The organism is Streptomyces tibetensis (assembly GCF_040647715.1).
Lineage (GTDB): Bacteria > Actinomycetota > Actinomycetes > Streptomycetales > Streptomycetaceae > Streptomyces > Streptomyces tibetensis_A.
This window is the reverse complement of sequence record NZ_JBEZCR010000008.1, coordinates 338,716-359,423: the sequence shown is the minus strand read 5'-3', so window position 1 is coordinate 359,423 and position 20,708 is coordinate 338,716. Positions and strand designations below refer to the sequence as shown.

Annotated in this window: 18 protein-coding genes; 9 read left to right on the top strand and 9 right to left on the bottom strand. The window is 70.7% G+C overall.

Annotation, left to right across the window (positions count from 1 at the left end):
• Position 1: 1 nt before the first annotated feature.
• The 5 genes from AB0B29_RS23205 (at position 2) to AB0B29_RS23185 (ending at position 4,430) form a co-directional block, all read left to right on the top strand.
• A complete protein-coding gene (locus AB0B29_RS23205) occupies positions 2–475 on the top strand; it encodes a GNAT family N-acetyltransferase (RefSeq protein WP_362242839.1) in 474 nt (157 codons plus the stop codon).
• Positions 476–563: 88 nt separating this feature from the next.
• Entirely contained in the window at positions 564–773 is a 210-nt protein-coding gene (locus AB0B29_RS23200; RefSeq protein ID WP_362242836.1) for a hypothetical protein, read from the top strand.
• Entirely contained in the window at positions 770–2,020 is a 1,251-nt protein-coding gene (locus AB0B29_RS23195) for a sensor histidine kinase (RefSeq protein WP_362242833.1), read from the top strand. The genes AB0B29_RS23200 and AB0B29_RS23195 overlap by 4 nt, the downstream gene beginning before the upstream one ends.
• A 213-nt stretch (positions 2,021–2,233) precedes the next feature.
• Positions 2,234–2,896, top strand: coding sequence for a response regulator transcription factor (locus AB0B29_RS23190; protein WP_362242831.1), 663 nt, complete (start codon positions 2,234–2,236; stop codon positions 2,894–2,896).
• A gap of 76 nt (positions 2,897–2,972) precedes the next feature.
• On the top strand, positions 2,973–4,430 hold the full coding sequence (locus AB0B29_RS23185; protein ID WP_362242828.1) for a peptidoglycan D,D-transpeptidase FtsI family protein: 1,458 nt from the start codon (positions 2,973–2,975) through the stop codon (positions 4,428–4,430).
• 107 nt (positions 4,431–4,537) lie between these two features.
• Here the strand turns inward: AB0B29_RS23185 and AB0B29_RS23180 are convergent, their stop codons facing one another.
• Positions 4,538–5,995 carry an NCS2 family permease gene (locus tag AB0B29_RS23180; protein ID WP_362242825.1) on the bottom strand — a complete coding sequence of 486 codons (1,458 nt, stop codon included), beginning with the start codon at positions 5,993–5,995 and terminating at the stop codon, positions 4,538–4,540.
• 270 nt (positions 5,996–6,265) lie between these two features.
• Here AB0B29_RS23180 and AB0B29_RS23175 point away from each other — a divergent pair, with 270 nt between their 5' ends.
• The 4 genes from AB0B29_RS23175 to AB0B29_RS23160 all read left to right on the top strand — a co-directional run bounded on the left by AB0B29_RS23175 (position 6,266) and on the right by AB0B29_RS23160 (position 11,227).
• The gene (locus tag AB0B29_RS23175) at positions 6,266–6,865 is read left to right on the top strand and encodes a SigE family RNA polymerase sigma factor (RefSeq protein WP_362242822.1); all 600 of its coding nucleotides are present in this window, start codon (positions 6,266–6,268) and stop codon (positions 6,863–6,865) included.
• Positions 6,862–7,713: a hypothetical protein gene (locus AB0B29_RS23170; protein ID WP_362242819.1), complete on the top strand. Its 852-nt coding sequence runs from the start codon at positions 6,862–6,864 to the stop codon at positions 7,711–7,713. The genes AB0B29_RS23175 and AB0B29_RS23170 overlap by 4 nt, the downstream gene beginning before the upstream one ends.
• An 84-nt stretch (positions 7,714–7,797) precedes the next feature.
• Positions 7,798–8,631: a pectate lyase gene (locus AB0B29_RS23165; RefSeq protein ID WP_362242816.1), complete on the top strand. Its 834-nt coding sequence runs from the start codon at positions 7,798–7,800 to the stop codon at positions 8,629–8,631.
• A gap of 379 nt (positions 8,632–9,010) precedes the next feature.
• Entirely contained in the window at positions 9,011–11,227 is a 2,217-nt protein-coding gene (locus tag AB0B29_RS23160; RefSeq protein WP_362242813.1) for a family 43 glycosylhydrolase, read from the top strand.
• Between the two features lie 7 nt (positions 11,228–11,234).
• Here the strand turns inward: AB0B29_RS23160 and AB0B29_RS23155 are convergent, their stop codons facing one another.
• The 8 genes from AB0B29_RS23155 to AB0B29_RS23120 all read right to left on the bottom strand — a co-directional run bounded on the left by AB0B29_RS23155 (position 11,235) and on the right by AB0B29_RS23120 (position 20,698).
• Positions 11,235–12,347, bottom strand: coding sequence for a right-handed parallel beta-helix repeat-containing protein (locus tag AB0B29_RS23155; protein WP_362242810.1), 1,113 nt, complete (start codon positions 12,345–12,347; stop codon positions 11,235–11,237).
• 39 nt (positions 12,348–12,386) lie between these two features.
• Positions 12,387–13,544, bottom strand: a complete 1,158-nt coding sequence (locus AB0B29_RS23150; RefSeq protein ID WP_362242807.1) for a dienelactone hydrolase family protein — start codon at positions 13,542–13,544, stop codon at positions 12,387–12,389.
• The gene (locus AB0B29_RS23145) at positions 13,531–14,796 is read right to left on the bottom strand and encodes a pectate lyase family protein (protein ID WP_362242804.1); all 1,266 of its coding nucleotides are present in this window, start codon (positions 14,794–14,796) and stop codon (positions 13,531–13,533) included. Before AB0B29_RS23145 ends, AB0B29_RS23150 begins: the two co-directional genes overlap by 14 nt.
• The gene (locus AB0B29_RS23140) at positions 14,789–15,817 is read right to left on the bottom strand and encodes a pectinesterase family protein (RefSeq protein ID WP_362242801.1); all 1,029 of its coding nucleotides are present in this window, start codon (positions 15,815–15,817) and stop codon (positions 14,789–14,791) included. The genes AB0B29_RS23145 and AB0B29_RS23140 overlap by 8 nt, the downstream gene beginning before the upstream one ends.
• Entirely contained in the window at positions 15,818–16,945 is a 1,128-nt protein-coding gene (locus tag AB0B29_RS23135) for a pectinesterase family protein (protein WP_362242798.1), read from the bottom strand.
• Positions 16,946–17,055: 110 nt separating this feature from the next.
• Positions 17,056–18,369 (bottom strand): pectate lyase family protein, encoded by a 1,314-nt coding sequence (locus AB0B29_RS23130; protein ID WP_362242795.1) that lies wholly within the window; start codon positions 18,367–18,369, stop codon positions 17,056–17,058.
• Between the two features lie 36 nt (positions 18,370–18,405).
• Entirely contained in the window at positions 18,406–19,203 is a 798-nt protein-coding gene (locus tag AB0B29_RS23125) for a rhamnogalacturonan acetylesterase (protein WP_362242792.1), read from the bottom strand.
• A gap of 148 nt (positions 19,204–19,351) precedes the next feature.
• Complete coding sequence (locus AB0B29_RS23120) at positions 19,352–20,698, bottom strand: ABC transporter substrate-binding protein (protein WP_362242789.1); 1,347 nt, start codon at positions 20,696–20,698, stop codon at positions 19,352–19,354.
• Between the last annotated feature and the right edge of the window lie 10 nt (positions 20,699–20,708).

Below are 20,708 nucleotides of genomic sequence, written 5' to 3'. Positions count from 1 at the left end.
CATGAATGTCGAGCTGCGCGCGGTCCACGACAGCGATCTGCCGGTCTTCTTCCGGCAGATGAACGACCCCGAGTCGCTGAGCATGGCGGCCTTCACCCCGGAGGATCCGGCGGACCGGGCCGCCTTCGACACCCGGTGGTCCCGGCAGCGCTCCTCGCCCGACGTAGTCGCCCGTACGGTCCTGGCCGACGGTGACGTGGTCGGCAGCGCGGCGGTGTACGGGATACCGGGCGAGCGCGAGGTGACCTACTGGATCGACCGCGCCTACTGGGGCAAGGGCATCGCCACGCAGGCGCTGCGGGCGCTGCTCGCCGAGGTGCCCGAGCGCCCTCTGTACGCGCGGGCGGCGTCGGACAACGCGGGGTCGCTGCGCGTGCTGGAGAAGTGCGGGTTCCGGGTGGTCGCGGGGGCCCGGGGACACGCCCCGGCGCGGGGTGCCGAGATCGACGAGACGGTGCTCATCCTGGAGGGCTGAGACACTCAAGTCCCCTCCTCCGTCCGGCGGAGGCGGATCGTCGCCGGGCAGGATGCGCCCGCGGCCTCCCTCGCGGGAACCTGCTCGCATGACCCGGTCGATCGCTCCTCCCACTCCTGTGACGGGGCGGGGGGCTGTCGCTGCCCCCGCCGTCGGCGCGACGGACCTCGCCGACCCGCCCGTGCCGTCGCGGCACCTCACCCGCGCCGGTCTGATGCCCGTCGGTCTGCTCGTCGCCGTCATCGGTGTCCACCCCTTCGCGGAGCGCTCGGCCGGGGCCGCGCGGCGTTCGGCATGAGCGGTGCCCGGCTGCTGTTCGGCCGGCGGGCGCGGTTGCGCTGGATCCATCTGGTTCTCGGCGGTGCGCTGTCCGTGCCGTACGTCCTGGTCGGCTCGGTGGTCATCGGCCCGGCCACCGGCGCCACGGACGTCCTGGGCTCCCTTCCCCTCCAACTCGCCTCGTTCGGCCTGGGTCTGCCACTCGCGGCCGTCACCTCGCTGTTCCCGCTGACCCGGCCCCTGGCGTCGGCCGCCGTGCGCTGGCTGTGCGGTGTGGACGCGGACCGGCTCGCCCTCGGGCCCGCGCGCACACGGGGCGAGAAGGGCCGTACGGCTGCCTGGTTCACGCTGCATCTCGGGTTCGGCGGGGTCATCGCGGGGATGTCGCTGGCGCTGCCACCGTTCGCCGTCACGCTGATCGTGCTGCCGGTCCTCGTGGCGGTGCGCGGCAACCGGCTCGGGCTGCCCGAAGTCCTCGACCACGCCTGGGTCCTGGCGCTCGCCCCGGTCGCGGGCGCGGCGTCGCTGGCCGCCCTCGCCGGCTGCGCGGCGGGCTGCGGAGCGCTGCTGGCCCGCTGGGCGCCCCTGCTGCTCGGTCCCACTCCGCGCGAGCGGCTCGCCGCCGCCGAGGCACGGGCGGCCGACCTCGCGGTGCGCAACCGGCTGGCGCGCGAGCTGCACGACTCCGTCGGCCACGCCCTGAGCGCGGTCACCCTGCAGGCGAGCGCGGCCCGCCGGGTCCTGGACTCCGACCCGGAGTTCGTACGGGAGGCCCTCGCCGCGATCGAGGACACGACCCGGCGGACGGTCGGTGAACTCGACGCCGTGCTGGGCGTGTTGCGTGAGGGCGACGTCCCCGGCACGGCACCGGCGCCGACGCTCGCCGACGACCTCGACGGGCTGCTGCGACGTACCCGGGCGGGCGGACGGCGGGTGAGCGCCGCGGTGGACGCCGACCCGGAGGCGCTTCCCCCGCTGCTGTCCCGTGAGGCCTACCGGATCGTGCAGGAGGGGCTGAGCAACGCCCTCAAGCACGCCGGTGAGCGGGCCGCCGTGGAGGTGCGGATCGCGGTGGCGGGCGGGGACCTGGAGATCATCGTGGAGAATCCGGTGACCGGCCCCGCATCCTCCCGCGCCGGCGGTGGCCACGGGCTGCGCGGCATCGCCGACCGGGCCAGGCTGCTCGGCGGCACCGCGGCGGCGGGACCTACCCCGGCACGGACCTGGCGGCTGCACGCACGCCTGCCGATGAGGGGACCCGCCTGACAGGAACCGCACGTCAGGGCCCGCACGACCGTCCCCTGTGAGAGGGAGCGCTCGACAGGGCCCGCATGGCCCGTCCCGCATGAGCGAACCCGCACGAAAGGGACCGAGCGACAGGAACCACACGACCGTCCCGTATGAGAGGAACCGCTCGACAGGACCCGCACGGCTCGTCCCATGAGCTGCCCCCGCGTGAACCCGTATGAGAGGACCCCCATGACCCGCCCGGCCCCGATCCGTGTCGTCCTCGCCGACGACGAGCGCATGGTGCGCACCGCGCTGCGCGCGATCCTCTCCGCCGAGCCCGACCTGGAGGTGGTGGGCGAGGCCGCCACCGGCGTGGAGGCGGTGTCGCTCGTGCGGGAGCTGCGGCCGGACGTCGTCCTCATGGACGTCCGGATGCCGCAGACCGACGGGATCCGCGCCACCGAGCAGATCCTCGCCACCCTGGACGAGCCGCCCCGGATCGTCGTCGTGACGACCTTCGAGAACGACTCCTACGTGTACGACGCGCTGCGCGCCGGAGCCGCCGGGTTCCTGCTGAAACGGGCGGACGCCGACGCGCTGGTGCAGGCGGTCCGGCTGGTGGCGCGCAGCGACAGCCTGCTGTTCCCGGCGGCCGTGCGCGCCCTGGCGACCGAGCACGCCCGCGCGCACCCGGCGCCGCCCGCCTGGGTGGCGAAGCTCACGGGACGCGAGGGGGAAGTGCTGCGGCACATGGCGCGGGGCCTGACCAACGCGGAGATCGCCCGGCTGATGGAGGTCGGGCCGGCCACGGTGAAGTCCCATGTCGCGGCGGTCCTGGCCAAGACCGGCACCCGCGACCGCACGCAGGCGGTGATCGCCGCGTACGAGGCCGGGATTCTGAACGGCGGATGAGAAAACCGGCCCGTCGGATGAGAAACCAGGACGGACGGGAACGTTCCGCCCGGCGTGGCTCGTCCTCCTGTTCGGAATGAACAAGACGATCAGGCGCGCTTCGGTCTTCTCGCTGCTCCTGGTGTTGGCTCTGCTGGTCAGGGCGACCTGGGTGCAGTTCTACGAGGGTCAGGCGCTGGCAGACGACAAGGACAACCGGCGGAACGCGATCGAGACGTACTCGGCGCCGCTCGGGAACATCATCGTGGGCGGCCGGTCGATCACCGGCTCGACGCCGACGAAGACGGGCGACCTGAAGTACAAGCGGACGTACACGGACGGCCCGCTGTACGCGGCGGTGACGGGTTACGCGTCGCAGGCGTACGCCCCGACTCAGCTGGAGGGCATCTACACCGACCTGCTCAACGGCACGGACAGCCGGCTCAAGTCCGTGATGGACACACTCACCAACCAGCGCGCCGAACCGGGCAACGTGGTCACGACCATCGACCCGGACGTGCAGAAGGCCGCCTACGCCGCGCTCGGCGACAAGAAGGGCGGTGCCGTCGCCATCGACCCGAAGACCGGGAAGATCCTCGCGGTCGTGTCGACGCCGTCGTACGACCCCTCCTCGCTGACCGACGCCAACACCGCGGGCGCGGCCTGGAAGAAGCTCACCACGGATCCGGAGAAGCCGCTGGTCAACCGTGCGCTGCGGCAGCCGCTGCCGCCCGGCTCGACGTTCAAGCTGGTGGTGGCGGCGGCCGCGCTGGAGGACGGGCTGTACTCGTCGGTGGACGAGAAGACCGACAGCCCGGACCCGTACACACTGCCGGGCACCAGCCGGGACCTGACCAACGAGAACCCGAACGCGCCCTGCACGAACGCGACCATCCGGACGGCGCTGGAGTACTCCTGCAACAACGTCTTCGCCAAGATGGCGGTGAAGCTCGGCCAGGACAAGGTGAAGGCGATGGCCGACAAGTTCGGCTTCGACGACGACAAGCTGGACGTGCCGGTCCGGGCCTACACGAGCGTGTACCCGTCGGACATGTACCCGTCGCAGACGGCGCTGACGGGCATCGGCCAGTTCGACGTCACGGCCACCCCGCTGCAGATGGCCATGGTGTCGGCGGCCATTGCCAACGGCGGCAAGCTGGTGTCGCCGCACATGGTCTCGCAGATCACGGACAGCGGGGGTGATGTGCTGCAGGACTACGACGACGACGCCGGCACGAAGGAGATCGTCAGTTCCTCGACCGCCGAGCAGTTGCGGTCGGCGATGGAGACGGTCGTGAACAAGGGCACGGGCACGAACGCCAAGGTGCCGGGCGCCACCGTCGGCGGCAAGACGGGTACGGCCCAGCACGGCGAGAACAACAGCCAGGTGCCCTACGCCTGGTTCACCTCGTACGGCAAGTCCGACTCCTCGGGCAAGGAGGTCGCCGTGGCGGTCGTCGTCGAGCAGTCGAACGCGGCCCGCTCGGAGGTCAGCGGCAACGGGCTCGCGGCGCCGGTCGCCAAGGCGATGATGCAGGCCGCGCTCAAGGACTGAGCCTCCGCCACTGAACCTCCGCCGCGGACAAGGCGTCTGTACAGACGAGACGGGCCGCCCCCTTCCCCCCGGGGGCGGCCCGTCCTCATGTCATCGCGGTCCCGGTGTCACTTCGCTCCCAGGAGCTGTTCGATGGGATCGATGGCGAAGTACACGAGGAACAGCGCCGAGGTCCCCCACAGCAGCCAGTGCACCTCCTTGGCCTTGCCGAGCACGGTCTTGATGACGACGTAGGCGAGGAAACCGGCGCCGATGCCGTTGGTGATGGAGTAGGTGAACGGCATCACCGCGATCGTGAGGAACGCCGGGATGGCGATGTCGTAGCGGTCCCAGTCGATGTGCTTGACCTGGGTCATCATCAGGAAGCCGACGGCGACCAGGGCGGGGGCGGCCGCCTGGAGCGGGACGATGGTGAGCAGCGGGGTCAGGAACAGCGCGAGAGCGAACAGGCCGCCGGTGACGAGGTTGGAGAAGCCGGTGCGCGAGCCCTCGCCGACACCGGCGGCGGACTCGATGTAGGAGGTCGCCGAGGAGGCGGAGGCCGCGCCGCCCGCGACCGCGGCGGCACCGTCGATGAGCAGCACCCGGCCGAGGTTCGGGACCTTGCCCTCCTCGTCGAGCAGGCCTGCCTCGGCGCTGATGCCGACGACCGTGCCCATGGTGTCGAAGAAGTCGGACAGGATCAGCGTGAAGATCAGCAGGACGACGGTGATGACGCCGACGCCGGGGGCGCTGAAGGCACCGAGCAGGTCGAAGTGGCCGATGAGCCCGAAGTCGGGGGCGTCGACGAGGTTGTCCGGCCAGGAGGGTGTCGTCAGGCCCCAGGACTTGATGTCGGCGAGGGAGTTGATCACGATCGCCAGCGCGGTCATGGTGACGATGCTGATCAGGATGGCGCCCTTGACCTTGCGGGCGAGCAGTCCGATCGTCAGCAGCACGCCGAGGCAGAAGACCAGCATCGGCCAGCCGGCGAGGGTGCCGGTGCCGCCCAGCTGAACGGGCACGGTGGTGTTCGCGGCGTCCGGGATGCGACTGACGAACCCGGCGTCGACGAAGCCGATGAAGGCGATGAACAGGCCGATGCCGACGCTGATCGCCTGCTTGAGCGGCTGGGGTATCGCGTGCATGACGGCCTCGCGCAGTCCGGTCACCACCAGCACGCAGATCAGCAGGCCTTCGAGGACGATCAGGCCCATCGCGTCGTCCCAGCTCATCAGCGGGGCGATCTGGAAGGCGACCACGGCGTTCAGACCGAGTCCGGCGGCGAGCGCGAGGGGCAGGTTGCCGCCGACGCCCATGACGATCGTCATCACCGCGGCCACCAGGGCGGTGGCGGTGGTGAGTTGCACGGTGTCCAGCTGGTGCCCGAACTTGTCCTTCGCGCTGCCCAGGATGATGGGATTCAGGACAAGGATGTAGGCCATCGTGAAGAAGGTGGCGAAGCCGCCGCGGATCTCCCGGCCGAAGGTGGAGCCTCGCTCGGAGATCTTGAAGAACCGGTCGACGCCGTTCGCCGGCGGTGCCGTGGCGGGTGGCCGGTCGGTGACCTGCTGGGGTTCGGTCATGGCGCGTGCTCCTCGGTGCCTGGGTGATCGGTGTGCGGATGCTGGCCGGATTGTGCCTGGGTTGAACCCTGTTCAGGTTTTCGCCGTGTTACGGAATCAGAGTCCGGCCCGCCACACGCTGTTCGAAGCCCCGTACGAACTGTTCGACGATCGCTGCTACGCTTCCCGATCTCGTCCGGGCCTCCCCCGGATGATCACATGTCATCTACATGGAACCCACAGGGTGCCCCGGCCGGGAGCGCCCGCAGCCGCTGGGAGGAGAGGTCGCCCGTGGGCACGGTCGTCGACGACGCCGCCTCCGTGGAGTTCCACGCCTTCTTCGAGCGTCACTACGCCGAACTGTCCCGCCTCGCCCACCTGCTGACCGGCGAGTCGGACACCGCCGACGACCTGGCGGCGGACGCGTTGCTGGCGCTGTGGCACCGCTGGGACCGGGTGCGCGCGGCCGACCATCCGGCGGCGTACGCGCGCGGTGTGGTCGCCAACCTGGCCCGCACCCGGATCCGCAGCGCGGTGCGCGAGCGGCGGCGCATCGCCCTGTTCTGGTCGCAGCGCGAGGAGAACACCGAGAACCCGGACGTCGCGGGCGTGGTCGACGTGCAGGAGGCGTTGCGCCGGCTGCCGTTCCGCAAGCGGGCCTGTGTGGTGCTGCGGCACGCGTTCGACCTGTCGGAGAAGGACACCGCCCTGGCGCTCGGTGTGTCGGTGGGTACGGTGAAGAGCCAGACCTCGAAGGGAATGGCCGAACTCCAGCGGCTGCTGGGGACGCAGGGCGTGCCGCAGCGGATGCACGCGACGCTGGGCGCTCCCCGCTGCTCGCCGGTTGTGGAGGGCGTACGCACCGGTGAGGGCGGAGGGAGGGACCGATGAGCATGCGGCGGGACGTGCACGAGGAGGTGCGCGCCCGGTTGCACGAGGCGGCCGGTGCGCACGTGCCCGACCGGGAGCGCATGCTGGCCCGGGTCGAACGCGGCATGGCCGGGCCTGCCGGTTCCGGCCGTCGGACGGTGCGTCCGCCGGTGTTCGGCTGGATGCGGGTGGCGGGGGCGACCGCCGCGGTCGCCGGCGTCCTGGCGGTGGGCGGCTATGCGGTGGCGTCCGCGGTGAAGGAGGAGGCCGCTCCGCGGCAGCGGGACGTGGCGACCTCTCCGACCCCGGCGCCCACGCCGTCCCCGGAGGCGACGAGCCGGGCCCCCGAACCCCCGGTGACGGTGAAGCCGGCACCGAGCCGGTCGCCCGAACGCCGCGAGTCCGGCCCCCCGCCGTCGGGGACGCCGAGCGCCCCGGCCGCCGGGCGGCCGCGCACCGCGGCAGAGGACGGCCCGCTGTGGTCGGACGGCTCGGTCGACCCGCACAGCAACGACTTCTGGGCGCAGAGCAACGTCACGCTCAAGACCCGGGAGCAACTGACCGCGCTGACCGTGCGGTTGCGGGTCGCCCAGACCGGCTCGGTCTCCGATGCGGGCGCCTGGTGCTCCCTGCCCGAGGACGACTTCAGCCTCGCGGTCGCCGAGCGGGACGGCTTCCTCGTCTACACCTGGACCCTCAGGGAGGGCCGCACGGTCCCGGTGGGCGAGTGGGTGTTCGCCGGCCAGTTCGGCCACGCTCGCGGGGGGCGCGACGCGGGCGGGGACCGCTACGCGGTGACGGCCACGGCCGGGTCGCGTCAGCTGTCGGCGGGCGGCGGCTTCGCCGCGGCGGCCGACGGCGACTCGTGAAAAATTCCTGAAGAGGCGGCAACCCTTTCCTCACCGGTGGCGACCCCTACCCGCAAGACCACCCCCCATCTGAGGAATCGGTACATGACTGCACCATCGCAACAGCGCGTCCGCCACCGCCGCAGCACCACCAAGCGGCGGGCGATGATCGCCGCGGTATCGGCGTTCGGCATCACGGGTGCGGCGATCGTCACCACGTCGCTGCTGTCGACGGCGGGCGCGGCGTCTGCGTGGCCCACGGACAAGGGCAAGACGCCCGTGTCCGAGACCATCCCGGTCTCCGGTGTGCGCGACGGCGGGATGAAGATGTTCTACGGCACCGGCGCGCTCGGCGGCGGCAGCCAGGACGAGGGCCAGGACCCGCTCTTCGAGCTGGCCGACGGCGCGGTCCTGAAGAACGTCATCATCGGCACCCCGGCGGCGGACGGTGTGCACTGCAAGGGCAGTTGCACGCTGCAGAACGTGTGGTGGACGGACGTCGGCGAGGACGCGGCCAGCTTCAAGGGCAAGTCCTCGTCCGCGGTGTACAAGGTGGTCGGCGGCGGCGCGAAGAACGCCGACGACAAGGTGCTGCAGTTCAACGGGGCAGGCACGCTGAACGTGTCGGGCTTCCAGGTGCAGAACGCCGGCAAACTGGTCCGCTCCTGCGGCAACTGCAAGACGCAGTACCAGCGCACGATCGTGCTCAGCGACATCGACGTGACCGCCCCGATGAACTCCATCGTCGGGGTCAACGCCAACTACGGCGACACGGCGACGCTGTCGAAGATCCGCATCCACGGTGACACCAAGAAGAAGATCAAGACGTGTGTGCGCTTCGAGGGCAACAACACCGGCAAGGAGCCCAAGGAACTGACGCCGCCCGGTCCGGACGGCAAGAGCTGCAGGTTCACGGCCTCCGACATCAGCTACCAGTAGGTCCTTCGCCCCAGTGACTCCGGTCGGCCCTCGTCCCCCCTTGGGCCGACCGGGACGCCGGGTGTCCGGCCCCCCAGCCGGGCGTCCCGGCACCTCGGCCTTCCGGAGCCCCCCTCCGGACGGCCGGACGGTACCGGCCGAGCCCCCCTCGGCCGGTCGGCAGGACGCCCCCGTCGCTTCGCACCGACGGGGGCGTCGCCGTGTGGCGGGACTTTTCCCACTCCGTCGTCGAGCCGACGGTCGAAGGCGTCGCGCCCCGGTGTCCCGAAAGTTTCGGAAACGCCGGCCTCACGCACACCCGTTGACGCCCTGCGCCCCTCCGGTGAAACTCCGAAGGCTGTTATCCAACAGAACCCCCCACACTCCGACAGGAAGTGTCATGCGCCCCCGCCTCGCCCGCACGCTCCTGCTCCCCTTCCTGGCCCTCACCGGCCTCCTGGTGACCCTCCTCGCCGCGCCGCCCAGCACCGCCGACCCCGGAGCCCCGCCCGTGAAGCACAGCACGTACGCCGGCTATCTCTTCGCCTACTTCACCGGCGAGGGCACCGCCGACGGCGAACAGATCCGCTACGCCCTCAGCCGCGGCAACGATCCGCTGCACTGGCGTGAGCTGAACGCCGGCAAGCCGGTGCTGACGTCCACGACCGGCGAGAAGGGCCTGCGCGACCCGTTCGTGATCCGCTCCCCCGAGGGCGACAAGTTCTACCTGATCGCCACCGACCTGCGGATGTACCAGAACTCCAGCGGCAGCTGGGACGACGTCCAGCGGCACGGCAGCAAGTCGATCATGGTCTGGGAGTCCACGGACCTCGTCCACTGGACCGACCAGCGCCTGGTGAAGGTCTCGCCGGACAGCGCGGGCAACACCTGGGCCCCGGAGGCCTACTGGGACGACAAGCTCGGTGAGTACGTCGTCTTCTGGGCGTCGAAGCTGTACGCCGACGACGACCCCGACCACAAGGGCGACACGTACAACAAGATGCTGTACGCGACCACGAAGGACTTCCGCACCTTCAGCGAGCCGAAGATCTGGAACGACCCGGGTTACTCGGTGATCGACTCCACCGTCGTGAAGTACGAGGACGAGTACTACCGCTACACCAAGGACGAGCGGGATCCCAGCTCCTCCAGCCCCTGCTCGAAGTTCATCACCGGCGAGAAGTCGACCTCGCTGACGTCCACGACGTACGGCCTCGTGGCCGACTGCATCGGCAAGGGCGCCATGGACCGCGGCGAGGGCCCGACGGTGTTCAAGTCGAACACCGAGGAGAAGTGGTACCTGTTCATCGACGAGTACGGCGGCCGCGGTTACGTGCCCTTCCAGACCACCGACCTCGCCTCCGGCAAGTGGACCCCGTCGACGAACTACCAGCTCCCGGCGAGCCCCCGGCACGGCACGGTGCTCCCGGTGACGCAGCAGGAGTACGACCGCCTGCTGGCCGCCTACCCCTCCACCCCCACCTCGGTCGTGGACGCGACGGCGAAGCACCAGAAGGGCTACGCGATCGTCACGGACAGCGCCTCGAAGGTCGTCCTGCCCATGAGGCCGGACGCCGATCTGCGGGGCCTCGCCCCGAAGCTGTGGGCCGGTGAGGGCGCGAAGCTCAGCCCGAAGTCCGGCACCCGGCGCGACTTCCGCACGCCGCAGAAGTACACGGTGACGGCCGCCGACGGCACCAGGCGCACCTGGACGGTCGAGGCGGTGCCCACCCGCAGTCCGCTGCTGCCCGGCCTGAACGCCGACCCCGACGTCCACTACCTGAACGGCCGCTACTGGATCTACCCGACCACGGACGGCTTCCAGGGCTGGAGCGGCACCAGGTTCAAGGCGTACTCGTCGAAGGACCTGGTCAACTGGAAGGACCACGGCGTCATCCTCGACCTCGGTCCTGACGTGAGCTGGGCCGACAAGAACGCCTGGGCACCCGCGATCGCCGAGCGCGACGGCAAGTACTACTTCTACTACTGCGCCGAGCAGCAGATCGGCGTGGCGGTGGCGGACTCCCCCGCGGGCCCCTTCAAGGACGCGCTCGGCAAGCCGCTGGTCGCCAAGGGCGGCTCCCTCAAGGGCCAGATGATCGACCCGGCGGTCTTCACGGACGACGACGGCCAGGCCTACCTGTACTGGGGCAACGGCCACGGGTACGTGGTGCCGCTGAACGACGACATGGTGTCCTTCGACGCCTCGAAGGTGAAGGACATCACCCCGGACAACTTCCGCGAGGGCTCCTTCGTGATCAAGCGGAAGGGCACGTACTACTTCATGTGGTCGGAGGACGACACCCGCAGCGAGAACTACCACGTGGCGTACGCGACGGGACCGTCCCCGCTCGGCCCGTGGACCAAGCGCGGGACGATCCTCGAGAAGCGGCCCGAGTACGGCATCCTCGGCACCGGCCACCACTCGGTGGTCAACACCCCCGGCACCGACGACTGGTACATGGTCTACCACCGCTTCGCCCTGGGCGGCCCCGGCCTGCCCGGCGGCGACGGCATGCACCGCGAGACCACCGTCGACCGCATGCAGTTCGCTGCCGACGGCAGCATCAAGCCGGTGGTGCCGACGCTGGAGGGGATCAAGCCGGTCAGGCGCTGACGCCGGCTCAGTCCATCGTCGCCCCGATCGTCGTGCTGCCCGTGGTCAGGAAACTGGTCGCGGGCAGCGCGCCGCCCGACTGGCGGGCGTTGTAGGTGGTCGAGGCGTTGGTGGACCGGAAGGCCGGGGTCGCGATCCCTGAGTCCCAGTTGTTGCCGGACGACGCCACCGACGAGCTCTTGCTCACCGACCCGCCCCCGTTGCTCACGGCGAGGTTCCTGCCGAGCCTCGCCGAGCCGGTCGCGAAGTAGTAGCCCCACTTGGCGTTGGCGTAGGCGGTGGTCCGGTTGATGACGATGGCGCCCTTGTTGCTGTTCTCGGTGAAGCCGTTGCCGGCGTTGTCCCAGGCGGCCGAGTTGTTGATGACGTGGGCGACCACCTCCCCGTCCCCGCCCAGTTTGTAGCCGTTGCCGTCGCCCGCGAAGGCGGAGTCGCTCCAGCGGTTCTTGCCGTTGCCGAACGCCCAGGTGTGCTCGACGGTGACCGGCGAGGAGAAGGACCAGAAGTCGAGTCCGTCGTCGGAGTTGTTGTACAGACGGGCCCCGGTGATGAGGTTGCCGGAGCCGGAGCCGAACTTCACGGCGATGCCGTCGGCGTTCTCGCCGTGCGTGGCCTTGTCGTAGTGGCCGTAGGAGTCGAGGTTGCGCACGGTGTTGTTCACGGTGCCGTCGCCGGTGAGCGTGAAGCCGGAGTCGCCGCCGTCGATGGTCTTGATGTTGTTCCAGTTGGTGCCGGTGCAGGACTGGCAGACGACGGCGCTGTCCGGGGAGTTCTGGAAGGTGAGGTTCGAGACGTTCCAGTAGTCGGCGGTGAGCTTGAGGATCCAGGATCCGGCGGGCAGCTTCGAACCGTCGATCTTGACGGTCTCCGAGCCGTACGCGGTGAGGGTGACCGGCGAGGAGGACGTGCCGTTGGCCGTGGACTGGAGGGTGGCCGTCGGGTAGTAGGTGCCGCCGCGCACCTGGATGACGGTGCCCGGTGCGGCGTTCTTGACCGCGTTCGCCAGGTCGGTGGCATTGGCGACGACCACGGTGGCGGCCTGGGCCTGGGTGGGGAGTACCGCGAGGCCGGCACCCAGCGTGAGGGCGGCCAGGGTGGCGAGGGTGCTACGACGAGACATGGGAGATCGGTTCCTTTTTCGTACGGGTGGGGGGATGGCTCACAGGACGGAGTCGAGCCAGCGGAAGACCTCGTCCTGGAGGGGGTCGGTGAAGACGTGGCCGAGTTCCGGCCATGTCCTCAGCCGCAAGCGCTCCTCGGCGTGGCGGGACCGCCAGACGGCGCGCAGCTTGTCGTGGGCGACGCGCACGCCGTCCGCGGGGAACAGCGGGTCGAGCCCGCCGTTGAGGAACAGCATCGGCCGGGGGGCGGCGATGCTCGCCACGTCGGGGATGTCGAGGTGCCGGGCGAGGCCGGGGTGGAGCATGTGGAACGACGACTGCCCGCGCAGCGTGTTGTTGCCCGGCACCATCATTTCCTTCAGGCCGGTCATCCAGCAGACGCTCGCGGCGGCCGCGACCTGGTCGCTGAGGGCGGCGGTCTGCCAGGCGCGGTAGGCGCCCATGGAGAAGCCGACGGCCGCGACCCGCCGGGCGTCCACCCGGTCGAGACCCGCGAGGAAGGCGGCCGCGCGCTGGTCCTCCCGGGCCATGAGCCCGGCGAGCGAGGAGCCGAGGTGGTAGAAGTTGGAGGCCAGGGCCTGCTGCTGGTCGTAGGCGAGGGGGCCGCGGTCGCCCCAGCCGAGGGCGTCCAGGCAGAGCACGACGTAGCCGCGCCGGGCCAGTTCGTCGCCGACGAAGCGCCCGCTGAAGTACTTCTCCGCCCACGCCTCGGCGGAGGCGAGACGCGTGTCGTCGTACCAGGGGCGGACGAGCTTCTCCTTGCCGATGTCGAACTTCGCACCGTGGTCGTGCAGGAGCAGCACGGCGGGGAACGGCCCGGGGCCGTGCGGGGTGAGCAGGGCGCCGCGGACCCGTTCGTATCGGGTGAGGGAGACGGTCACCAGTTCGCGGGTGTAGTCCCGCGCCCTTGAACGGCCGCCGGACTCCGGCGCGTACGGCGTCCCGTCCTGCCGCTCGACGAGGAGGTGCTCCTCGACCGTGGCCCGGGCGGCACGCCGCCAGGCGCGGAAGTCGCGGATCGGGGACCGGCCCCAGGCGAGCGGGAAGGTCAGGGCGTCCTTCAGCGCCGGGTGGAAGTCGGGCAGCGGGCCGTCCACGACCGCCGCCTCCGCCCCGCTCACCGCTCCCCCGCCCAGCAGCGCGGTGCCCGCCCCGACCACGAACGTGCGTCGTCCCAGGGCTTCATGGGCGTCCATGGGGCCTCCCGGCTCCGGCGTGCCGCGTCACGTACCGCTCGACCGCCGCCGGGGAGGTCAGGGCACGGTGGTCGTAGGTGTCGGCCGGGTCCCAGCCGACGTCGTTCCCGAGGCCCAGAGCGCCCGCCACGGCGTCGAGCCGGGCGGGACGGCCGTTGAACCAGGAGCCGGTGTCGTGGAACTGCGCGCCCCCGTAGGCGGCGACGGCGAGCGACGGCCCTCCGCGGGGATACCGGAAGACGTTGCGTTCGGAGAAGATCGCCGACTCGACGCCGACGCCCAGGGCGTACAGCGGCGTCCGGCCCCGGTGGACGTTGTTGACGACGTGCACCTGCCCGAAGCGGACCCGGGGGGCGCGCTGCACGATGTCGCTGAACAGGTTGCGGGCGAAGGTCACCTTGAGGTGCCCGCGGTCGCGGTCGCCGCGTCCGTCGCCCGACCCGATGAGGATCGCCTTGTCGTGGTTCTCGAAGCGGCTGTCGGAGACGGTGATCAGGTCGGAGCCGTCCTCGATGTCCAGCAGCCCGTCGTGCCGCTGCACGCGCTCGCCGTGGAAGCCGAGGGGCGCCTCGCGGTCGGGGTAGCGCCCGTCGGTGAAGGTGCAGTGGTCGATCCGGATGTACCTGCCGGTGATCACGGTCATGGCGTCGAAGCGGGCGTTCCAGTTGCCGTGGGTGCCGTCGTCCGGGGACCAACCGGTGAAGTGGTCGACAGGTGCTTCGAGGTGCAGGTTCCGCACGATGATGTTGCTGCCGGTGTTGACGGTCAGGAACACCCCGAGCAGCCGGGCGTCGCGGCCGGCGCCCTCGAGCGTGGTGTTGCTCGGCACGGTGAGCTGGATCTGTGCCTTCTCCTTGTTCGACCCGGCCTGCCGGAGCTGCCGCTGCCGCTTGCAGTGGTCGAAGCGGGTGTCGGACCAGGTGGAACCGTCCTCGCCGAAGCAGGACATGTACGCGGCGAGGTCGTATCCGGGCGCGTAGTCCTGCTCGCCGAGCAGGGAACCGTCGTCGCTCTCGTGGCCGTTGATGTCGCCGTGGACGCGGATCACCTTGGGCGCTGTCGGGTCGCCGTCGTTCGCTAGGGCGGCCTTGAGCTCGGCGCGCGTGTGCACGGTCCAGGTCCGGCCGCCCGCCCCGCCGCTCGTGCCGGGGCCGGTCGAGGCCCAGCCGGTGGGGGCGCGGTCGGCGGCGGTGGCCGGGGCGGCCGGCCAGAGCAGGCACAGTCCGAGGAGGAGCGCGGCGGCCCTACGCATAAGGCCGCCAGTCGCCGAGGTAGGTCTCCCTGGTGTGCGACCGGGCCTGCGCGCGGCTCAGCAGGGGCCGGTTCGCGGGCACCCGGACCGCCGCCCCCGGCCCCGTGTTCCGGTACTCGGCGAACCGCATGCTCTGCCACGGGTAGGCGTCCCGCATGTTCGTGTAGGGGGCCGCCGCGTCGATGCCGGGCCCGATCCGGGTCTCCCGCACGACCAGCGACGGCCATGCCGTGGTCTCGTACGACGGCACCCAGGGCCGGGCCAGCTTGTACGCCGCGTCCTCGGCGCCGGAGGTGATCCGGCAGCGCACCGCGAGGATGCCGTGCGGATTGGCCCGGGCCGTGGAGGGGGCGAAGACCATGCCCTTGGGCGTGAAGTCCACGTCCCGCGCCAGCGTGCGGAAGTGACAGTGCTCGAACACCGCCGTGGCCCGCCCGAAGACGAAGTCCACGTCGCCCTCGATGTAGCAGTCGCGAAAGTACTGCCGGTCGAAGGTGTCCAGGGCGCCGGTCTCGACGAAGAGGGTGTCCTGGTGGGCCAGGAGCCGCACGTTCTCGAAGCGGGTCCGGTCGCCGTACGTGTACGCCGCCACGGCCTGCGTCCCCGTGATCTCGGGGTGGTCGGCGCGCAGCCAGTCGTTGGCCAGGGTGAGATCGCGGACGGTCAGCCCGGGGGCCGCCGAGGTGAAGGTGGCGGACCCGGCGGTGCCGTAGGTGCCCGAACCGTCCGGCCTGGGCGTGCCGTTGGCGTTGTCGTGGACGATGACGGTGTCGCGTGGATCCCTGGTCGCACCCCTGAGGGTCAGCCCGGCCTTGGCGGCCGGGACGCCGACGACCTCGCGGTACGTCCCCGGGTGCACGACGACGGTCCATCCCGGGCCGCTCACGGCGTCGACGGCGGCCTGGACGGAGTCGCCGGGGCGGACGTGCAGGACGCGGCGGCCCGCCGAGGCGAGGGCGGGCGCGGAGCCGGTGGCGACCAGCCCGGCGGTGATGCCGGTGAGGAGGGTGCGCCGGTGCACTCAGCACACCTCCTTCCACGGCTCCCAGTCACCGAGGTAGGTCTGCCGGGTGTGCGCCCGGGCCTGCCGCGGGGTGAGCTGGGGCCGGTTGGCGGGGACCGTGACGGCCGCGCCCGGGCCGCTGTTGCGGTACTCGGCGAAGCGCTGGGCCTGCCACGGGTAGGAGTCCGACATGTTGGCGTAGGGGGCGACCGCGTCGATGCCCGGGCCGAGCCGGGTGTCCCGCACGGTGAGCATGGGGCGGGCGGTGGTGTCGGAGCTGGGCACCCAGGGCCGGGCCAGCTTGTAGAAGCCGTCGGGTGCCGCGCTGCTGACGCGGCTGCGGGTCACCAGGTAGCCGAGCGGGTTGGCGCCGGCGGTGGACGGCGCGAAGACGAAGCCGTAGGGGGCGCCGGCCAGGTCGGTCCGGGTGAGGGTCCGGAAGTGGCACCGCTCGAAGACGGCGGTCGCCCGTCCGAAGACGAAGTCGACGTCGCCCTCGGCGTAGCAGTGACCGAAGTACTGGCGGGCGAAGGTGCCCAGCGCCATGGAGTCGGCGTACAGGGTGTCCTGGTGGCCGAGGAACCGGCAGTGGTGGAAGGCGGACCGGTCGCCCTGGACCTTGAGGGCGACGGCCTGGGTGCCGGTGGTCTCCGGGTGGTCGGCGCGCAGCCAGTCGTTGGCGAAGGTGATCCAGCGGGCGGTGAACCCGTCGGCCTGCACGGTGGTGGTGGCCGAGCCGGTGGTGCCGTGGGTGCCGCCGCCGGGCTTGGGGGTCCCGGCCGCGTTGTCGTACACGATGACGACGTCACGGGGGTCCTCGCTCGCCCCGATCCAGGTCATCTCGGTACGGGTGCGGTCGACGGCCACCGTTTCGCGGTGGACACCCGGGGCGAGGACGAGCGTCCAGCCGCTGCCGGTGGTGGCGGCGACGGCGGCACGGACGGAGCGGTGGTCGCCGCGGCCACGCGGATCGACGTACAGCGTTCTGGGGTCGAGGCGGGCGGCCGGTGAACCGTAGCGGCCGAACGGGCGCTGCCGCCCGGTGGCCCGTGCGGGCACCGGCGCGAGGGCGAGAGCGGGGGCCACCCCGGCACTCGCGACGAGGAATCCCCTGCGGGAGAGGGGACGGTGGACGTGCGAGGACATGCGGCTGTCCCTTCGCTTCACGGTGCGGCTGTGCGGGGGGATGGTCCGGCGAGGGGCCGGGACGGGCGCACCTCGTGGTGTGCGCCCGGCCCGGCCGGTTCTCGGCGGCGTCAGCAGATGCGGCCGGCGCCCGCACGACGGTCGACGATGCCGGGGAGGGCCTTCGCCGAATCGACCTTGGTCCGCAGCGTCGGCGTCCAGCCGGCGTCCGACTGGAGGGTCTCCTCGGGGATCTCCGCGTTGTGCACGGCGATCAGGTCGGTCTTCTTGCCGTTGACGTAGTTGTCCGCGGCGGTGACCGGTGCCTCCATCCACTTCTTGAGGATCTTGGCGGGGCTGATCCCCTTCGGCAGGGTGAACGCGTTGTGTTCGGCGACGAGCCGGGACTCCTTGCCGATGCCGAAGCTGTAGACGTAGTCCTGACCGGCCACGAAGTGGTTGTTGTACGAGTCGACCTGTCCGAAGCGCACGCGGGGAGCGCGTTCGATGACGTTCCGGAAGAGATTGTGGTGGAGCGTCACCTTCAGCTTGCCCCGGTCGCCGACGGCGGTCGACTCGCTGTCGCTGTTGCCGATCATGAGCGTCTTGTCGTGGTCGGCGAAGACGTTCCAGGAGGCGGTGACGTAGTTGGACCCCCGGACGATGTCCAGCTCGCCGTCGTGCTGCTGGTACAGCGCGCCGAAGTACGTCGGTGCCTCGCTGTCGGGGTGGCTGCCGTCGGTGAAGGTGTTGTGGTCCAGCCAGACGTGGGTGGAGCCGTAGACGACGGCGGTGTCGTACTCGGAGTTCCAGGCGCCTGTGGAGGTGTCGGTCGGGTCCCACTGCGGGAAGCAGTCGAGCGGGCTCTCGAAGGTGAGGTTGCGGACGATGACGTTGTCCACGCCTTTGATCTGGAGGCTGGCGCCCTTGAATCCCGCGTTCTTCCCGACCCCGATGATGGTGGTGTTGGCGGGCACGTTGGCCTTGATGGTCTGGTCCTGGTTGTCGGCGGAGACGCGGCGCAGTCCCTCGGGACTGTCGGCCGGCTCCCCGCTCAGGTCCTTGTCCGTCCCCCACGTCTCAGGGGCGTACTTCTTCAGATAGGCGTCGAAGTCGTAACCGGTAGCGGCGAAGGCGTCGCACCCCTGGGAGACCGCGTCGACGGTCCCCTTCACTTTGATGATCTTCGGTGCGCTGCCGCCCGCGGCGAGGGCGGCCTTGAACTGGGCCCAGGTGGTCACGGTGTACACGTGCTCGGCGTCGGCGGCGGAACCGCCGTTGGTCCCGGTGCCTTCGGAGGCCCATCCGTCGCCGGCCCCGAGGGTCTGGCGAGCGACGTCCCGGGGCTGGGCCTGCGCGCCGGGGCCGCTCAGGGACAGCACGAGCGCGGTGCAGCCGATGAGCAGGGCCGTTCTCGCTATGACATGATCATGACACTTACGCATGTGTATGCGGCTCTCTTCCTTCTTCGTCGGGGGGCGCTACACCGCGGCCTGCGGCCAGGTGATCCAGGACTCCGGAATCCGCTCGTCCAACCGCCGCACGTCACGCGGCTCGAGCACCCGGGTGCGGAGCAGCTCCCGCGCCACGAGCCGGGCCACCTCGATGGCTCCCGGCGGGTTGAAGTGCGTGTTGTCCTGCTCGGTCGCCGTCCAGTTGAAGTACTTCTTGGTCTCCTCGACCCCGAGCCGCTGCCACAGCGCGATGGACAGCGCCTGGATGTCGAGCAGCGTGACCTGCTCCTCCTTGGCGAGCGCCCGCATCGCGGCCGGGTAGTCGCGGTGCGTCGGCAGGGCCTTGCCGGCCGTGTCGAACTTACGCCGCTCGACGGACGTGGCCAGCACGGGCCGCGCCCCGCGGGCCCGGGCCCCGTCGATGTACTGCCGCAGGTACTGCTGGTACGTCGACCAGGGCTCGGTGTACCGCGTGGGGTCCTCCGCCTTCTCGTCGTTGTGGCCGAACTGGATGAGCAGGAAGTCGCCCGGCTTGATCTGCCGGAGGATGACGGCGAGCCGCCCCTCGTCGACGAAGCTCTTGGAACTGCGGCCGTTGACCGCGTGGTTGGCCACCGGCCGGTCCTTGTGGAGGAAGAACGGCAGCGCCATCCCCCACCCGGTCTCGGGCGCCACGTCGGCGTACTTCTGTGCGGCGGTGGAGTCACCGGCGATGTAGAGGGTCCGGGCGCGGCGGCCGGTGGCCTGTGCGGTACCGGTCGTGGCGAAGGCGAGGGGGACGGCGGCGACAGCGGCCGCGGTGACTTGTCTACGGCTCAGTGACACGACAAACCCTTCTTTCAACGGGCCCGCGCGGGGCCTCGAGGGGGCGCTGGGGGGGTGCTTCTCGTACGGGGTGCCGCCACGAGTGCGACCGGCCCGGGACGGCCTGCGGCCCGCACGGCGCAGGCCGTCCCGGGGTGGCACCGGGGCCTCAGCCCTTCTGCTGGTCCCACTCCGCCTGGGCCTCGTTGAGCTGGTCGGCCATCTTGTCCAGGAACTCCTTGGCGCTCATGTCACCGAGCAGGACCTTCTGGAAGGCGGGCTCGTTGTCGGCCTTGGAGATGGTGTTCCAGTCCGGCAGGTAGTAGGGCAGCTGGACGATGGTGGTGGAACCGTCGTTGAGTGCCTCCGCTGCGAGCTTGGTCGGCTCGGCCTTGGAGATCCAGGCGTCCTTGGCGGCGTCCGTGTTCGACGGGATGGCCCCGGCCGACTCGTTCCACTTGGAGTTGGATGCGTGCGAGGCGGCGAACTCGATGAACTTCCAGGCGGCCTCCTTGTTCTTGGAGCTCTTGAACAGGCCGAGACCGTCGACCGGGTTGGAGACCTGCACGCGCTTGCCGCCGGGGCCGGTGGGCTGCGGGATGCCGCGGAACTTGCCGGTGCCGAGCGCCTTCACGTGGTCCTGGTAGGAGCCCAGGTTGTGGTTCAGCATCCCGATCGTGCCGGAGTCCCACTGCGCGACCATCTTCGTGAAGTCGTTGTTGAGGTCGGCGGCCGGAGTGACCTTCTTGTACAGCGCCGCGTACTTCTCCAGCGCCGCCACGTTCTTGGGGTCGTTGACCGTGGTCTTCTTACCACTGGCGTCCCAGAAGGACGTGATGCCGGACTGCCCGTACATCGCGTCCAGTGCCTGTGCGATGGAGCCGGCGCCGCCGCGGATGGTGTAGCCGAACTCGTTCTTCTTGGCGTCGGTGAGCTTCTCGGCGGCGGCGTAGAACTTCTCCCAGGTGGTGGGCGCGTCCAGGCCGGCCTTCCGGAACAGGTCGGTGCGGTAGTAGAGGGTGCCGTTGTTCGCGGAGGTCGGGACCGAGTACAGCGCGTCGCCACCGCCGGCGGACTTCAGCGACTCGACCATGCCCTCGTTGAGCTTGCCCCGGAGCGAGGACTTGCCGAGCCGGCCGTCCAGCGGATCCAGCGCGTTCTGGGCGGCGAACCCGGCGGCCATCGCCGCGCCGATACCACCGACGTCCGGCAGGCCCCCGCCCTGGATGGCGGTGTCGACCTTGGACTGGTACTCGGTGGCGGAGATACCGACGTACTCGACCTTGACGGACGGGTTCGCCTTCTCGAAGTCGGCGATGATCTGCTTCCAGATGTCCGTGCGGACACCGCCGTTGTTGTCCCAGAAGACGATCTTTCCCTTGCCGCTGCCCTCGGCCCCCTTGTCCCCACCGGCCCCACTGCCGTCGTCGCCACAGGCGGTCGCCGTCAGCGCGAGGACGGAGCCCAGGGCGACGGCCGTGGCGGCGCGCCTGCTTCTGCGGATGCTGCTCTTCATCGGTCGGCTC

What these genes read in the sequence shown, in the direction of transcription:
- AB0B29_RS23205 (WP_362242839.1), top strand. Translation starts at nt 2, where the DNA reads ATGAATGTCGAGCTGCGCGCGGTCCACGACAGCGATCTGCCGGTCTTC.
- AB0B29_RS23200 (WP_362242836.1), top strand. Translation starts at nt 564, where the DNA reads ATGACCCGGTCGATCGCTCCTCCCACTCCTGTGACGGGGCGGGGGGCT.
- AB0B29_RS23195 (WP_362242833.1), top strand. Translation starts at nt 770, where the DNA reads ATGAGCGGTGCCCGGCTGCTGTTCGGCCGGCGGGCGCGGTTGCGCTGG.
- AB0B29_RS23190 (WP_362242831.1), top strand. Translation starts at nt 2,234, where the DNA reads ATGACCCGCCCGGCCCCGATCCGTGTCGTCCTCGCCGACGACGAGCGC.
- AB0B29_RS23185 (WP_362242828.1), top strand. Translation starts at nt 2,973, where the DNA reads ATGAACAAGACGATCAGGCGCGCTTCGGTCTTCTCGCTGCTCCTGGTG.
- AB0B29_RS23180 (WP_362242825.1), bottom strand. Translation starts at nt 5,995, where the DNA reads ATGACCGAACCCCAGCAGGTCACCGACCGGCCACCCGCCACGGCACCG.
- AB0B29_RS23170 (WP_362242819.1), top strand. Translation starts at nt 6,862, where the DNA reads ATGAGCATGCGGCGGGACGTGCACGAGGAGGTGCGCGCCCGGTTGCAC.
- AB0B29_RS23165 (WP_362242816.1), top strand. Translation starts at nt 7,798, where the DNA reads ATGACTGCACCATCGCAACAGCGCGTCCGCCACCGCCGCAGCACCACC.
- AB0B29_RS23160 (WP_362242813.1), top strand. Translation starts at nt 9,011, where the DNA reads ATGCGCCCCCGCCTCGCCCGCACGCTCCTGCTCCCCTTCCTGGCCCTC.
- AB0B29_RS23155 (WP_362242810.1), bottom strand. Translation starts at nt 12,347, where the DNA reads ATGTCTCGTCGTAGCACCCTCGCCACCCTGGCCGCCCTCACGCTGGGT.
- AB0B29_RS23150 (WP_362242807.1), bottom strand. Translation starts at nt 13,544, where the DNA reads ATGGACGCCCATGAAGCCCTGGGACGACGCACGTTCGTGGTCGGGGCG.
- AB0B29_RS23145 (WP_362242804.1), bottom strand. Translation starts at nt 14,796, where the DNA reads ATGCGTAGGGCCGCCGCGCTCCTCCTCGGACTGTGCCTGCTCTGGCCG.
- AB0B29_RS23135 (WP_362242798.1), bottom strand. Translation starts at nt 16,945, where the DNA reads ATGTCCTCGCACGTCCACCGTCCCCTCTCCCGCAGGGGATTCCTCGTC.
- AB0B29_RS23130 (WP_362242795.1), bottom strand. Translation starts at nt 18,369, where the DNA reads ATGCGTAAGTGTCATGATCATGTCATAGCGAGAACGGCCCTGCTCATC.
- AB0B29_RS23120 (WP_362242789.1), bottom strand. Translation starts at nt 20,698, where the DNA reads ATGAAGAGCAGCATCCGCAGAAGCAGGCGCGCCGCCACGGCCGTCGCC.